Origin of the sequence: Rhodopseudomonas sp. BR0C11 (assembly GCF_010820945.1) — a bacterium.
Lineage (GTDB): Bacteria > Pseudomonadota > Alphaproteobacteria > Rhizobiales > Xanthobacteraceae > Rhodopseudomonas > Rhodopseudomonas palustris_H.
In genome coordinates this window covers 1-14,123 of record NZ_QTKI01000086.1, presented here as the reverse complement: position 1 = coordinate 14,123, position 14,123 = coordinate 1, and the positions used below count along the sequence as shown (strand labels likewise).

The following is a 14,123-nucleotide window of genomic DNA, read 5'->3' as shown; positions in this document are numbered from 1 at the left end:
ACATCTGCCAGGTCTCGAACGGCCACACCTCGACGAACGGCGCCCGCTCGGTGGCGACGATCAGCCAGGTCAGCACGATCAACGACTCGATGCTGTAGGCGATCAGGAAGCCGCGCTCGCCGAGCGCGCCGACCAGCCGCGCCCGCACCGCCGGCCGCGCCGGAATCGCGTGGCTGAGCAGGAACACGGCGAAGGCGGCGACGAATTCAGTCCAGCCGGACATAAGGAACCTTCCAACCCGATCCCGAGGCAGAAGAGTCCGTCATTGCGAGCGAAGCGAAGCAATCCAGAAGCGTCAGTCGCGAACTCCTGGATTGCTTCGTCGCTTCGCTCCTCGCAATGACGAAGCTCTGCGTTCGACTAGGTCATCGCCCGGCTTGCCGGTTCCAACGTTGTCGCGCGTCAACCTGCGGCGAACATTGCGCTGAGGGCGGCCTGGGCTTCGTGCTGGATCTCGCTGAGGTGATCGGCGCTGACGAAGCTCTCGGCGTAGATCTTGTAGACGTCTTCAGTGCCAGACGGACGCGCCGCGAACCAGCCGTTAGCGGTGGTGACCTTGACGCCGCCGATCGATTGGCCGTTGCCGGGCGCCTTGGTCAGCGTCGCAGTGACCGGCTCGCCGGCCAGCTGGGTGATGCCGAGCTTCTCGGCGGTCAGGGTCTTGAACAGCGCCTTCTGGGCCGGCGACGCCGCCGCATCGATCCGCGCATAGAACGGCGCACCGAGTTCTGCGGTGAGGCGCTGATACAATTCGCCCGGGTCGGCCTTGCTCACCGCTGTGATCTCCGCCGCGAGCAGGCCAAGGATGAGGCCGTCCTTATCGGTGGTCCAAACGCTGCCGTCGCGGCGCAGGAACGAGGCGCCGGCGCTCTCCTCGCCGGCGAAGCCGAAGCTGCCGCCGATCAGTCCGTCGACGAACCATTTGAAGCCGACCGGAGTCTCGACCACCTTGCGGCCGATCTTGTTGGCGACGCGATCGATCATCGCGCTCGATACCGCGGTCTTGCCGATCGCGGCGTCGCGGCCCCAATGCGGCCGGTGCGCGAACAGATACGCGATCGCGACCGACAGGTAGTGGTTCGGATTCATCAGCCCGCTGGAGCGGGTGACGATGCCGTGGCGGTCGGCATCGGTGTCGTTGGCGAACGCCACGTCGAAGTCGTCGCGCATCCCGATCAGCCGCGCCATCGCGTAAGGCGACGAGCAGTCCATCCGCACCTTGCCGTCCCAATCCGCGGTCATGAAACGGAAGGTCGGATCGACCGCGTCACTGACCACCTTGGCGTCGAGCTTGTAGCGCTCGATGATCGGCTGCCAGTAATGCACCGCGGCGCCGCCGAGCGGATCGATGCCGAGCTTCACGCCCGAGCTGCGGATCGCCTCCATGTCGACCACATTGGCGAGGTCCTCGACATAGGGGGTTATGTAGTCGCGGCGATGCACGCAAGCCGCCTTGCGGGCGCGATCGTAGGAGATCCGCTTGACGCCCTTCAGCCCGTTTTCGAGCATCGCATTGGCGGCCTTCTCGACCGCCGAGGTGATGTCGGTGTCGGCCGGGCCGCCGTTCGGCGGATTGTACTTGAAGCCGCCGTCCTCGGGGGGATTGTGCGACGGGGTCACCACCACACCGTCGGCAAGGCCGTCGGTGCGGCCGCGATTGTGGGTGAGGATCGCGTGCGAGATCACCGGGGTCGGCGTGTAACCGCCGCGGTCGTCGATCACGACGTCGATCTCGTTGGCGGCGAAGACTTCGAGCGCGCTAACCAGCGCCGGCTCGGCCAGCGCATGGGTGTCGATGCCGATATACAGCGGACCGGTAATGCCGGCGGCGCGGCGATGATCACACACCGCCTGGCTCACCGCCACGATGTGGTTCTCATTGAAGGCATTGTTGAGCGACGATCCGCGATGCCCGGAGGTGCCGAACGCCACCCGCTCGGTCGCCACCGCAGGGTCCGGCTTGCCGGCGAAATACGCCGTCACCAGCCGCGGGACGTTGACCAGACTGTTCGGATCGACGGTCTTGCCCGCCAGCGGGCTCACCTTCGCAGCCATCTTGCACTCCATGACTTCAGATCAGGTCCGATCCCTCGCCCGGCGCGGGTCGGCCGTCAAGACGGCATCCGGATGAGTTGTTTGAACCAGGGCGCCAGCGCGGAACAGTTCGCGAGTGACACGGTTATCGCCCCAGGTTGGATGACTGGAGGATGAGACATGACTTTCGGAAAAGGCGCGTTGATGTGGCTGATCGGGATCCCTTTGCCGATCATCATTTTGCTGGCGCTGTTCTGGCGCTAATTCGCGCGCAGTAACAGTATTCTGAAAGGGTCTCGGCCGCTTCAGCGGCGCGAGGCCCTTTTCGTTGATCGGCGCGGCACTGATCTGACACGCCAGCTCAATGCGCTACGGCCCCATCGCCCGCGGATCGTTGTACATCCGCTTGATGTCCTTCTGCACGTCGAGCGGCTGCAACTTGCTGCTCCCCTCGTCGGACAGGAACTTGTCGAGCGTGGACTGAATCCGCGCCTTGACGCTGTCCGGGCCGCGGTCGCTCAGCTCGGTGTGCTGGGCGCCGGTGTCGATGATTTCGATGCCGGCCTCCTTGGCGGTCTTGGCATCGGGCAACACGCCGGGGTCGGTCTTGAACTGCGGATCCTTGGAGCGGAAGGACAGGATCTTGGCGAAGCCGGAGGTGACGAACGGCACCCGCAGATTGTCCAGCGTCACCACGCGCCGCACCATTTCGGGGTGCTGCTGGGCGAAGAACATCGAGATGTCGCCGCCATTGGAATGCCCGACCAGAGTGAGATGATCGTAGTCGGCGTTGGGCTCGAGCCTCTTCAGCTCCTTGAGGGCGAAGAAGATGTTCTGCTCGCCGCGCTCGTACACGGCCAGGCGCCCGACATAGAGCGAGCCGGCGACCGTCATCAGCGGCTTGTCGTCGGGGAGATCGTGCTGGATACTGGCGACCAGATAGCCGCGCGCGGCGAGCACGTTGGCCAGGAACGAGTATTCGGTGTTCTTGACGGTGTTGCCGTGGCTGACCACCGCGACCGGCAGCGTCACCATTCCGGCCTCGGCCTTCATTTCGGCGTCTCGCCGCACTGCGAGATCGATCGCGACCGGACGACCGCGCGCTTCGTCGAAGAAGGTCAGCGTCTCGTGCCTGATCGCCCAATGGCTGAATGAAAAGTACGCCGCGGCGGCGACCACGCTCAGCAGGCAGAAAATGATCAGTGGCCGTTTCATGATATCCTAGTCCGTCCTCCCTTATTCTTTAGCTGGGACGGGAGGATAGCTCGAAAAGACCTATTTCTAGAACGATACGATTAAATTTTGGAAAGCGCACGGGCAAGTGCCATCGTGGCCCGATCCCAGTTCAGGCCAACATTTCTCGCAGCAATCCGGTAATCTGCTCGGGAGTGTACGGCTTTGGTACAAACCGGCCGCCATCCGGCAGATCATCCGCAGTCACGTGCACCCGTCCCGAGGTGGCGACGATCTTGATCGGCGGCCATCGGCCGCGCACGGCGCGGGCCAGCTTCAAGCCGTCCATCGAGCCCGGAATCTGGATGTCGGTGAACACCACGCGGATATCGTCGCGCTTCTCAAGAATCGCGATAGCATCGTCGGCCGATCCGGCCTCGAGCACCTGGAATCCGGCCGTCTCGATCATATCGACGGCGTTCATGCGCAGGAGCGGTTCGTCTTCGACCACCAGCACAACAGGTCTCCTGCTCACCTCAGTCATCCCTCTACCGTCCCGACCGATCATCAAGGGCTTAGCCTCTTGATCGTTCCGGGCCCGAGAGGTTTCCCTCGGTAAAATTGTTCCTAAATCCCGTAGCGTCGTTAATGCCGCAGGGTTCTACGGCTCACAGCAGTTTGCCGTCGGCGCCGAAGAACGGATGCGGGCCGTCGAACGCTCCGATCGGGACCTGATGCGTGACGAGTTCGCCGCGCTCGGCGAACCAGGCGTGCAAATGAAACGCCGGCGGTTCGACGCAAAACGACGGCGCGAGCTGTTCGCCGAGATCCAGCGCCACCGCGTGATTGGGGGCCGGACAGATCGTCGCGACAGTCCCGGCAAAGCCGGTCACCGTTGGGCGGTGCACGTGGCCCGCAGCGACCAGCCGCACCCACGGATAGCGCTCGACGAGGGTCGCGAACTCCACGGCGTTGCGAAGGTTTTGGCGATCCATGTGCCAGATGCCGGTGGCGAATGGCGGATGATGCAGGAACAGCAAGGCCGGCCGGTGATCCGACGACGACAGCACCGCCTCGAGCCACTGCAACGTCCCGGCATCGAGCTCGCCATGCGGCTGGCCATGAACATTGGAGTCGAGCAGCACGATATCGATCCCGTCGACGGGATAGAGCTGATTGAGCGGTCCCTCGGCTGGGAACGTTGGCTGGGCGAACGCGGTGCGCATCAGGTCGCGGGAATCGTGATTGCCCGGTACGGCAACGGACGGAATCTGCAGCGGCGCCAACAGTCGTTCGAGATGCGCGTATTCCTCAGCGCTTGGGGTGTCGACCAGATCGCCGGAGATCACCACCAAATCGGGCCGCGGCGTCAGCGCATTCAGCGCTGCGACGCAGCGGGTCAGCGCCGCCGCGGTGTCGACCTTGCCGTAGGCGAGTGCGCCGGGTGCCTTGATATGCAGGTCTGAAATCTGGGCGATCAGAATCGGCTTCGGCGGCATGGTCGGATCTCTCATTCTGGTTCGTCACAGGTGCTCGGGCAGCAGCCGGATGGATTCGGGATCGGCCACGAGGCCGATGCGATCGCCGCCCCGGATCGGCAGCGCATTCGGCGCGTCGATCGCCAGCGGCCGCGCGGCGGCGCCGGACACCACGACGCGCTGACGGTCGCCGACGAAACTGACGCTGTCGACGACGCCCTGCAGCGTTGCGGCCTCAGGTGCCGCAATCCGGATCGTCTCCGGGCGGATCATCGCGACCGCGCGGCTGTGGCTATTGCTTCCCGCGACGCGCCAGTGTCCGCCCGGCAATCGCAGCGCCCCATCGGCGATCTCGGCCTCGATGATATTGGCGGCGCCGACGAACTCGGCAACGAACCGAGTGGCCGGGCGGAAATAGATCTCGCGCGGCGTGCCGACCTGCGCGATCGCGCCCTTGCTCATCACCACGATGCGGTCGCCGAGCGCCATCGCCTCGGCCTGATCGTGGGTGACGTAGATCGTGGTGATGCCGAGCGAGCGCAGCAACCGGTCGAGCTCGCCGCGGAGCCGCTCGCGAAGTGCCGCATCGAGCGCCGTAAGCGGTTCGTCGAGCAGGAGCACCGCGGGACGGATCGCCACGGCGCGAGCGAGAGCGACGCGCTGGCGTTGGCCGCCGGAGAGCTGATCGATCCGCCGATGCTCAAGCCCGGCGATGTTGGTCAGCGCCACCAGTTCGGCGATCCGCGCGGCGCGCTCCGCCTTGGCGACGCCGCGAATCTTGAGCCCGTAGCCGATGTTGTCGGCCACCGTCATGTTGGGAAACAGCGCGTAGGACTGAAACACCATGCCGACATTGCGCTTCTCGATCGGCACCGAGGTCACGTCGGCGCCGTCAAACAAGACCCGCCCGCCGGCATCCGGGCTCTCCAGCCCGGCGATGATCCGCAGCATCGTGGTCTTGCCGCAGCCGGACGGACCGAGCAGCACCAGCGTTTCGCCGCGTGCGATGCTGAGGCTTGCCGGCTCCAGCGCGCGGGTGCCGTCCGCAAAGGTCTTGCCGCAGGCCGCGATCTCGACCGCGACGCCGTGTCCGTCATCCGCCGTCATCGTTTCGGCTCCCGCTCAGCGAGCAATTGCATCGCCACCAGCAAGGGGACGATCATGATGAAGAAGATCAGCGTGTAGGCCGAGGCGACTTCGAGCCGCATCGACGCGTAGCTGTCCGCGAGGCCGACCGGCAATGTCTTGGTCAGCGGCGTGTGCAGCATCCAGGTGAGATTGAACTCTCCGAGCGACAGCGTCACCACCATCAGAGCCCCGGCCAGAATGCCCGGCATCGCATTCGGCACGATGACATCGACGAACCGCCGCGCCGGCGATGCGCCGAGCGAGGCGGCGCCCTCATCGAGGGTTCGGATGTCGATGGTGGCGAACACCGCCATCACCGAGCGCACCATAAACGGCATGGTGAACACCACATGGCCGACCAGAATGAACAGCCAGGACCGGCGGAACTCACCGAAGCTGCCATAAGTCAGCAGCAGCGCCAGCGCGATTGCCAGGCCCGGGATCGCCAGCGGCAGCGTGATTACCTCCTCGATCAACCGCGACCAGGCGCCGCCTCGGATATGCAGCGCGTAGGCGGCCGGAACGCCGACGACCAGCGTCACGGCCAGCGTCGCCAGTGCAATCACGAAGGACAACACGATGCTGTCGGCATACAGCGTCCACACCTGCACCACCCATTGCAGAGTGACGCCGGATGAAATGCCGCGGAAGTAGTTCGCCGTGACACCCGCTGCGATCGAGAGCAGCGCCGGCACCACCAGGAACGCAGCGACCAGCAGCGTGAACAGCAATTGTCCGGCAAAGATCAGGCGGTCGCGCATCTGCCTAGCCCGTCGCCGCCACGGTGCCGCCGGTCAGCGACCGCGCCAGCGCCAGCATCGCCCAGGAAATCAGGCCGAGGCCGACCGACAACGACGCCGCGGTGGCGAAGTTCGCCGCCAGCGTGAACTCGGTGTAGATTAGCATCGGCAGCACATCGATATTGGTGGCGAGCGTGAAGGCGGTGCCGAATGCCCCCATCGCGGTCGCAAATGCGATCGCGCCGGAAGCGACGAACGCCGGCACCAGCGCTGGGAGCACCACGTCACGCTGCACAGCCCACGGGCTGGCACCGAGCGAGCGCGCGGCCTCTTCGAGCCCCGGATCGAGCTTCTGCACCGCCGCCATGATGGTGAGGATCACCCGCGGGATCGAGAAATACAGATAGCCGAGGAACAGCCCCCAGATCGAATAGGCGAACACCACCTTGGTGCCGGTGGCGAGCCGCGTCAGATCGCCGATCACACCCTGCCGCCCGGCCAGCAGGATGATCAGAAAGCCGATCACCACGCCGGGGAACGCCAGCGGGAACGTCAGCATCGCGATCAGCACGGCGCGGCCGGCAAACCGGTGCCGCTGCAGGAACAGCCCGGCGATGGTGGCGATGATCAGCGTCGCGACCGTGGTGGCGGCGGCGAGCAGCAAGGTGTTGATCAGCGTCGCGCGGTAGCGCGGCTCCAGCAGGATCGCGAGATAACCGGCCGGCCCCTGCGGCCCCTCGGCGCCGACCACTACCAGCCGCGCCATCGGCAGCAGGAAGAACACCGCGGTCAGCACGACCAGCGGCGCCAGGCAGATCAACAGGAAACGTCGGTGCTTCATGATTTGGAGCTGTCCCGGCCGTCACCGGCCGGGACGAGGGACCGGCTCAGCGGACTTCGGCGAGGTAGCGATCGGTGAACGCCTTCTGGGCAGCTTCCATCTTGGCCCAATCGACATTCTTGGCGCGCGCGTAGTCGCTGTCCGGCAGGAACTTGGCCTTGACTTCGGGCGGCAATTCGATCGGCCGCGCCGGGCGCAAGTACGCGTTGGTCCAGATCGCCTGCCCCTTGTCGGACAGTAGATAGTCCATCACCTTCTTGGCCTTGTCGGCGTCCGGTGCGCCCTTCACCAGGCTGACCACATAGGGGAACACGACCGAGCCTTCGCACGGGATCACGAAGGCGAAGTTGCCCTTCTCGGTGTACTTGGCCCGATAGGCATTGAAATCGTAGTCGAACAGGATGGGGATCTCGCCCGACACCACGCGGGCGTAAGAGGTCTGCTTCGGCACGATCGCGTCATTGTCGTGCAGCTTCTTGAAGAACGACACCGCCGGCGAGAAATCCTGATCGCTGCCGCCGAGCGCGAGATTGACCGCGACCGCACCGACATAGCCGACCGCCGCCGAGGGCGGATCGAGATAGCCCACCATGCCTTTGTAGTCCGGCTTCTCGAGATCCTTCCAGCACGCCGGAACCGGCTTGCCTCCGAGCGCATCGACGTTGACGAACAGGCCGAGCGTGCCTGAATGGATCGCGGTCCATTCGCCTTCGGGATCCTTCAGGCCAGCCGGGACTTCGTCCCACTTTGCCGGCTTGTACGGCTGGGTGACGCCCTGCGCCTTCGCCTTCATGCCGAAATTGACGCCGAAGTAGCCGATGTCGGCGATCGGGTTGCTCTTCTCGGCAATCAGCTGCGACAGCGCCTGGCCGGAATTCTTATTGTCGAACGGGATGTCGTAGCCCAGATCGGCTTTGACCTGCTTCAGCATGGTCGCCCAATCGGCCCACTGCGGCGGGCAATTGTAGCAGATCACATCCGCAGCCTTCGCCGGCTGCAGCGATGCAAATGCGGACAGCGCACATAGCGCGGTCATCAACCGGACCAGTTTCATCGGCTTCCTCGTTTTCGACTGAGCGCAGCCTCGGGCGGCAAGGCCGCCGCTGCGTGCCCTCCCCTATCGATCGCCGATGACAGGTTTGCGACAGCGCCGGTAATAGGTGCCGCGAGCCGCAACCAGGAACTTTCGCTGCTGCAAATGATTGAGACGCGAACGACTGCGCCCGGCCTCCCGACGAGGGCTTGATCGCGTCCGGGCCAGTCCAATCGCCGAGCCTGTGCTGCGACCATCGACAACCGACCCGCCAGCCGCAGAGTTCGCGCACGAACCTTCACATGCCCTGCCCGCGCGCTAGCCACCGGCGAGCGGGCCCGACAGCGAAAGGAGTTGCTGATGCCGACGTCCGCCAAGAGCAATGCTTGTAGACCGTGGGACGACGAACAGGTCGAGCGGTTGAAGGAGCTGATTGCCAGCGGCGCATCGGCGGTGCGCGCGGCAGCCGCCCTGAAGCGCGCACGTTCATCGGTGCAGGTGAAGGCGCGCAAGCTCGGCATGCCGTTCATGGCCAGCCGCGACGCCAAGCGCATCCGCAACGCCAAGATCGCCGAAGCCGAAAGCCGCCTCGCTCGCTGACGTTCTACGGTAAGATCATCCTCGATAATCAGCGCACGGTCGTCGGGTCGCGGCAGGCTGTCGCACCCGACGGTCATTTCTGGCGCAGAGCGCGCCATAACTAATTACCTTTGACCAAAGTGCTAATCGGATGAATAACTAACGCGCCAATTTTTTGCGGCGCCGCTGTGGAAAACAGCCCATAATGCGCCGGCTAACGCCGCCATCGAATCAAATCTGAAAGGCGCCCGCCAAGCGGGTGAAAGGGTCACACAATGCAATACTGGATCATTGCATTCACGGCCGCGCTGGTCGTGGTCATCGGTTACGCCGCCGGTCCGGTCGGCGCGCTGGTCTCGCTGCTCGCTTTTGCGGGCTCGCTCTATCTGATGTGGGCGCGCAAGCTCGGCTTCGCCGGCGCATGGACGCGGTTCGCGCTCGACCGGTTCTCGGCTCCGTTCTGGAAGGGCGAGAACTGGGAACGCTTCAACGCCATGTTCCACGACGGTGAGAGCGTGGTGAAGGCCGGCACGGTCGCAACCGCGCTGATCGCGCTGTCGCTGATCCTGCCGCCGAGCCAGGTTGCGCTGATCGCCGCCGTGGTCGCCGCTTGGTACGCTTTCGAAGTGTATCGCAGCCACCGTCCGGTGGTTCGCCCGACCACCGCGATCGAAGCCAAGCCGGCCAACGACAGCGTGCTGTACACCCAGGTCCGCAACGAAAGCGCCAAGATCAACTGATCGCCTCTGGCGGATCGTTCGAGCCACTGACGACGCAGGCGGCGGGGATTTCCCCGCCGCTTTTGTTTTGGCCGCTCCCCCTCAGCGACCATCGGACTAGTGCCGCGCAGCCGCCTTCGAAGGCCGATCTTCCGCAGGCGGCGCCAGTGCGGCGCGGCCCCTCCCGCTCAACATCGATCCACCGCACGATGACTGCACATTCTTTGTGCAAATTCTGCGCATTGTATGCAATTGGGCGGAGTGGAGGCGGCCCTCCCAACCCCCATTTATAAAAATACATCTACATTTCAGACGGTTATGCAGATTTGAGCGTCTGGCACGAAGCTTGCGAACCAGTTCCATCAGCTACTTCCTCGTTGCTTTTGGAGCCGCATATGAAGCGTCGTGATTTCCTCAAGTCCGCTACAGCCCTCGCCGCCGGCGCGATGGTGCCTGCACCGGCGATCTGGTCGGCCGCCAAGGCCGACGCCCGGTCCGAAACTCTGCTGGTCGTCTCCGAAAGCGGCCCGAACAACCTCGACATCCACGGCGTCGGCACCAACGTGCCCGGCTACGAGGTGTCGTGGAATTGCTACGACCGACTGATCACCCACGAAATGAAGGAAGGCCCCGGCGGCGTTCCCTACTACGACAAGGACAAGTTCAAGGGCGAGCTCGCCGACGACATGGTGATCGGCGACATGTCGGCGACCTTCAAGCTGAAGAAGAACGCCACCTTCCAGGACGGCACGCCGGTCACCGCCAAGGACGTGAAGTGGTCGCTCGATCGCTCGGTCAGCGTCGGCGGCTTCCCGACCTTCCAGATGAGCGCCGGCTCGCTGACCAAGCCCGAGCAGTTCGTGGTGGTCGACGACCACACCGTGCGGGTCGACTTCCTCAAGAAGGACCGGCTGACGATTCCGGATCTCGCGGTGATCGTGCCCTGCGTCGTCAACTCCGAGCTGGTGAAGAAGAACGCCACCGAGAAGGACCCGTGGGGTCTCGAATACACCAAGCAGAACACCGCCGGCTCCGGCGCCTATCGGGTGGTGAAGTGGACCGCCGGCACCGAAGTGATCATGGAGCGCAACGACAAGTGGGTCGGCGGCCCGCTGCCGAAGATCAAGCGCGTGATCTGGCGGATGGTGCCGCAGGCCGGCAACCGGCGGGCGCTGCTGGAACGCGGTGACGCCGACATCTCCTACGAACTTCCGAACCAGGACTTCGCCGAGATGAAGCGCGACGGCAAGGTCAACGTGGTGTCGCTGCCGATCTCGAACGGCATCCAGTATCTCGGCATGAACGTCACCCAGCCGCCGTTCAACAATCCGAAGGTGCGCGAAGCGGTGGCCTATGCGGTGCCGTATCAGAAGATCATCGACGCGGTGATGTTCGGCCTCGCCAACCCGATGTTCGGCGCCGCCGCCGACAAGCCGACCGAAGTGAAGTGGCCGCAGCCGACCAAGTACAACACCGACATGGCCAAGGCTAAGGCGTTGATGGCCGAGGCCGGCTATGCCAACGGTTTCGACACCACGCTGTCGTTCGACCTCGGCTTCGCCGGCGTCAACGAGCCGATGTGTATCCTGATCCAGGAGAGCCTGGCGCAGATCGGCATCCGCTGCACCATCAATAAGATCCCCGGCGCCAACTGGCGTACCGAGCTGAACAAGAAGGTGATGCCGCTCTACGTCAACATCTTCTCGGGCTGGCTCGATTATCCGGAGTACTTCTTCTACTGGTGCTATCACTCCGGCAAGTCGATCTTCAACACGATGGGCTACGACTCGCCCGAGATGGATAAGCTGATCGACAGTTCCCGCATCGCCGCGGCGACCGGCGACACCGCGACCTACGACCGCGACGTCAAGGGCTTCGTCGACCTCGCCTTCACCGACATCCCGCGCGTCCCGCTGTACCAGCCCTACCTCAACGTCGCGATGCAGAAGAACGTCTCCGGCTTCGCCTACTGGTTCCACCGCCGGCTCGACTACCGAACGATGGTGAAGGGCTGAGCGTGACGAAGACGCTCCTCTTCTCCCTCTCCCGCTTGCGGGAGAGGGCCGGGGTGAGGGCGACGCTGGCGCTGGGCCTGGGCCCCCGCCCCCTCCCCTCAATGGGGAGGGGAGCAGACCGCGGCGTGTGACGACGCAATGTTCTCTAACGCGATGACTTAAGGGTATGACCCAATGCTCACCCTGATCGGCAAACGCCTGATGTTCGCGATCCCGAGCCTGATCGGCGTGGTGATCGTCACCTTCCTGCTGACCCGCGCGCTGCCGGGCGATCCAGCGGCGTATTTCGCCGGGCCTGCGGCCAGCAAGGAGGCGATCGAGCAGATCCGGCACAAGCTCGGCCTCGACAAATCGCTGCCCGAACAGTTCGTCCGCTACACTACCGATCTCGCCCGCGGTGACCTCGGCGAGTCGCTGACCACCGGCCAGCCCGTCGTCACTGAACTGAAAAACCGCCTGCCCGCCTCCGCCGAGCTCACATTGCTCGGCCTCGCGCTGGCGATCGTGATCGCGATCCCGCTCGGCATCATGGCAGCGACGCGGCCGGGTTCGTGGATCGATCACCTCTGCCGCGTCACCACCACCGCCGGCGTGTCGCTGCCGGTGTTCTTCACCGGCCTGCTGCTGGTCTACGTGTTCTACTTCAAGCTCGGCTGGGCCCCGGCGCCGCTCGGCCGGCTCGACGTATTCTACTCGGCACCGCCGACGGTCACCGGCTTCTATCTGATCGACAGCCTGATCGCGCGCGACTTCGAGACCTTCCGGTCGGCGCTGAGTCAGCTTCTGCTCCCCGCAGCAACCTTGGCGATCTTCTCGCTGGCGCCGATCGCCCGCATGACCCGCGCCTCGATGCTGGCGGTGCTTGCCTCTGACTTTGTCCGCACCGCGCGCGCCAGCGGCCTGTCGCCGCGCAAGGTGACGATGACCTACGCGTTCCGCAACGCGATGCTGCCGGTGATCACCACGCTGTCGATGGTGTTCTCGTTCCTGCTCGGCGCCAACGTGCTGGTCGAGAAGGTGTTCGCCTGGCCGGGCATCGGCTCCTACGCGGTCGAAGCGCTGATCGCGTCCGACTTCGCGCCGGTGCAGGGCTTCGTGCTCACCATGGCGGTGATGTACGTGCTGCTCAATCTGACAATCGACATTCTTTACGGCGTGATCGACCCACGCGTGCGGCTGGAAGGCTAGGAGCATGACCATGACCAGCGTCGCCCCTCCGATCGGCGAAACCTCCGCCAGCGCCAAGCCCGCGCGCCGCTCTGCTCTGCGGGACACCATCGAGCACACCCGCTACGTGCTCGGCGACAACCGCGTCACCGCCTTCGCCTTCGGCCTGTTGGTGGTGATCGTGTTCGCGGCGCTGTTCGGACCTTACATCGTCCCGTACGATCCGCTCGCCAGCGACACAGCGCAGGCGCTGAAAGCCCCGTCGGCAGCACATTGGTTCGGCACCGACCAGCTCGGCCGCGATATCTTCAGCCGCGTCGTGGTCGCGACACGTCTCGATCTGTTCATCGCCGTCGCCTCGGTGGTGCTGGTGTTCCTGATGGGCGGCCTCGCCGGCGTCGCAGCGGGTTACTTCGGCGGCTGGACCGACCGCATCGTCGGCCGGATCGCCGACACCATCATGGCATTCCCGCTGTTCGTGCTGGCGATGGGTATCGTCGCGGCGCTCGGCAACACGGTGCAGAACATCATCATCGCCACCGCCATCGTGAACTTCCCGCTTTATGCCCGCGTCGCCCGTGCCGAGGCCAATGTCCGCCGCGAAGCCGGCTTCGTGATGGCGGCGCGGCTGTCCGGCAACAGCGAGATGCGCATCCTGCTGGTGCACATCCTGCCGAACATCATGCCGATCATGATCGTGCAGATGTCGCTGACGATGGGCTACGCGATCCTCAACGCCGCCGGCCTGTCGTTCATCGGCCTCGGGGTCCGTCCGCCGACTGCCGAGTGGGGCATCATGGTCGCGGAAGGCGCCTCGTTCATGGTCTCCGGTGAATGGTGGATCGCGCTGTTCCCCGGCCTCGCGCTGATGATCGCCGTGTTCTGCTTCAACCTGCTCGGCGACGGCCTGCGCGACATCTTCGACCCGCAGCGGAGGACGTGAGCGATGAACATGTTAGCTGCTTCCCTCGCCCCGCACGTCTCCGTCATGGCCGGGCTTGCCCCGGCCATCTATCCCGCTTCGCAAAATGTCTTCCCGAGAGCGATGGACCGCCGGGCCTTCGCCGCGCCGAAGGGGCTTCGGCCCCGCAGGCGGGTCAAGCCCGGCGGTGACAGCCACCAGGTGGAGATGCCGCGATGACCACCCAGCCCCTGCTCGACGTCCGTGACCTCACGGTCGAATTCATCACCCGGCGCGGCATCGTCAAGGCGGTGC

Annotated in this window: 15 protein-coding genes; 5 read left to right on the top strand and 10 right to left on the bottom strand. The window is 64.7% G+C overall.

Features of this window, described 5'->3' with window-relative positions:
• The 9 genes from DYI24_RS09515 to DYI24_RS09475 form a co-directional block, all read right to left on the bottom strand.
• A partial coding sequence (locus DYI24_RS09515; protein ID WP_246701209.1) for an NnrU family protein occupies positions 1–223 on the bottom strand: 223 nt, incomplete at its 3' end.
• 179 nt (positions 224–402) lie between these two features.
• The gene (gene pgm / locus DYI24_RS09510) at positions 403–2,055 is read right to left on the bottom strand and encodes a phosphoglucomutase (alpha-D-glucose-1,6-bisphosphate-dependent) (protein ID WP_164572108.1); all 1,653 of its coding nucleotides are present in this window, start codon (positions 2,053–2,055) and stop codon (positions 403–405) included.
• Between the two features lie 348 nt (positions 2,056–2,403).
• Positions 2,404–3,249 (bottom strand): alpha/beta fold hydrolase, encoded by an 846-nt coding sequence (locus DYI24_RS09505; protein WP_164572107.1) that lies wholly within the window; start codon positions 3,247–3,249, stop codon positions 2,404–2,406.
• Between the two features lie 130 nt (positions 3,250–3,379).
• The gene (locus DYI24_RS09500; RefSeq protein WP_264075930.1) at positions 3,380–3,775 is read right to left on the bottom strand and encodes a response regulator; all 396 of its coding nucleotides are present in this window, start codon (positions 3,773–3,775) and stop codon (positions 3,380–3,382) included.
• A gap of 100 nt (positions 3,776–3,875) precedes the next feature.
• Positions 3,876–4,706 carry a phosphodiesterase gene (locus DYI24_RS09495; RefSeq protein WP_164572109.1) on the bottom strand — a complete coding sequence of 277 codons (831 nt, stop codon included), beginning with the start codon at positions 4,704–4,706 and terminating at the stop codon, positions 3,876–3,878.
• Between the two features lie 24 nt (positions 4,707–4,730).
• Positions 4,731–5,792: an ABC transporter ATP-binding protein gene (locus DYI24_RS09490; protein WP_164572106.1), complete on the bottom strand. Its 1,062-nt coding sequence runs from the start codon at positions 5,790–5,792 to the stop codon at positions 4,731–4,733.
• Positions 5,789–6,574: an ABC transporter permease gene (locus DYI24_RS09485; RefSeq protein WP_164572104.1), complete on the bottom strand. Its 786-nt coding sequence runs from the start codon at positions 6,572–6,574 to the stop codon at positions 5,789–5,791. Before DYI24_RS09485 ends, DYI24_RS09490 begins: the two co-directional genes overlap by 4 nt.
• A 4-nt stretch (positions 6,575–6,578) precedes the next feature.
• Entirely contained in the window at positions 6,579–7,394 is an 816-nt protein-coding gene (locus DYI24_RS09480; RefSeq protein WP_164572103.1) for an ABC transporter permease, read from the bottom strand.
• A gap of 46 nt (positions 7,395–7,440) precedes the next feature.
• Positions 7,441–8,448, bottom strand: a complete 1,008-nt coding sequence (locus tag DYI24_RS09475) for an ABC transporter substrate-binding protein (RefSeq protein WP_164572101.1) — start codon at positions 8,446–8,448, stop codon at positions 7,441–7,443.
• 339 nt (positions 8,449–8,787) lie between these two features.
• Here DYI24_RS09475 and DYI24_RS09470 point away from each other — a divergent pair, with 339 nt between their 5' ends.
• The 5 genes from DYI24_RS09470 to DYI24_RS09450 all read left to right on the top strand — a co-directional run bounded on the left by DYI24_RS09470 (position 8,788) and on the right by DYI24_RS09450 (position 13,850).
• Positions 8,788–9,027: a hypothetical protein gene (locus DYI24_RS09470; protein WP_011157036.1), complete on the top strand. Its 240-nt coding sequence runs from the start codon at positions 8,788–8,790 to the stop codon at positions 9,025–9,027.
• Between the two features lie 254 nt (positions 9,028–9,281).
• On the top strand, positions 9,282–9,746 hold the full coding sequence (locus DYI24_RS09465) for a hypothetical protein (protein ID WP_011157035.1): 465 nt from the start codon (positions 9,282–9,284) through the stop codon (positions 9,744–9,746).
• Between the two features lie 374 nt (positions 9,747–10,120).
• Positions 10,121–11,740, top strand: coding sequence for an ABC transporter substrate-binding protein (locus DYI24_RS09460; RefSeq protein WP_164572100.1), 1,620 nt, complete (start codon positions 10,121–10,123; stop codon positions 11,738–11,740).
• 174 nt (positions 11,741–11,914) lie between these two features.
• The gene (locus DYI24_RS09455) at positions 11,915–12,928 is read left to right on the top strand and encodes an ABC transporter permease (protein ID WP_107343501.1); all 1,014 of its coding nucleotides are present in this window, start codon (positions 11,915–11,917) and stop codon (positions 12,926–12,928) included.
• Positions 12,929–12,938: 10 nt separating this feature from the next.
• Entirely contained in the window at positions 12,939–13,850 is a 912-nt protein-coding gene (locus DYI24_RS09450; protein ID WP_107346486.1) for an ABC transporter permease, read from the top strand.
• A gap of 68 nt (positions 13,851–13,918) precedes the next feature.
• Here DYI24_RS09450 and DYI24_RS28035 read toward each other — a convergent pair.
• A partial coding sequence (locus tag DYI24_RS28035) for a hypothetical protein (protein ID WP_205523452.1) occupies positions 13,919–14,123 on the bottom strand: 205 nt, incomplete at its 5' end.

Excerpts from the sequence above, each read along its gene's own strand:
- pgm (WP_164572108.1), bottom strand. The coding sequence starts at position 2,055 with ATGGCTGCGAAGGTGAGCCCGCTGGCGGGCAAGACCGTCGATCCGAAC.
- DYI24_RS09505 (WP_164572107.1), bottom strand. The coding sequence starts at position 3,249 with ATGAAACGGCCACTGATCATTTTCTGCCTGCTGAGCGTGGTCGCCGCC.
- DYI24_RS09500 (WP_264075930.1), bottom strand. The coding sequence starts at position 3,775 with ATGATCGGTCGGGACGGTAGAGGGATGACTGAGGTGAGCAGGAGACCT.
- DYI24_RS09495 (WP_164572109.1), bottom strand. The coding sequence starts at position 4,706 with ATGCCGCCGAAGCCGATTCTGATCGCCCAGATTTCAGACCTGCATATC.
- DYI24_RS09490 (WP_164572106.1), bottom strand. The coding sequence starts at position 5,792 with ATGACGGCGGATGACGGACACGGCGTCGCGGTCGAGATCGCGGCCTGC.
- DYI24_RS09485 (WP_164572104.1), bottom strand. The coding sequence starts at position 6,574 with ATGCGCGACCGCCTGATCTTTGCCGGACAATTGCTGTTCACGCTGCTG.
- DYI24_RS09480 (WP_164572103.1), bottom strand. The coding sequence starts at position 7,394 with ATGAAGCACCGACGTTTCCTGTTGATCTGCCTGGCGCCGCTGGTCGTG.
- DYI24_RS09475 (WP_164572101.1), bottom strand. The coding sequence starts at position 8,448 with ATGAAACTGGTCCGGTTGATGACCGCGCTATGTGCGCTGTCCGCATTT.
- DYI24_RS09470 (WP_011157036.1), top strand. The coding sequence starts at position 8,788 with ATGCCGACGTCCGCCAAGAGCAATGCTTGTAGACCGTGGGACGACGAA.
- DYI24_RS09465 (WP_011157035.1), top strand. The coding sequence starts at position 9,282 with ATGCAATACTGGATCATTGCATTCACGGCCGCGCTGGTCGTGGTCATC.
- DYI24_RS09460 (WP_164572100.1), top strand. The coding sequence starts at position 10,121 with ATGAAGCGTCGTGATTTCCTCAAGTCCGCTACAGCCCTCGCCGCCGGC.
- DYI24_RS09455 (WP_107343501.1), top strand. The coding sequence starts at position 11,915 with ATGCTCACCCTGATCGGCAAACGCCTGATGTTCGCGATCCCGAGCCTG.
- DYI24_RS09450 (WP_107346486.1), top strand. The coding sequence starts at position 12,939 with ATGACCAGCGTCGCCCCTCCGATCGGCGAAACCTCCGCCAGCGCCAAG.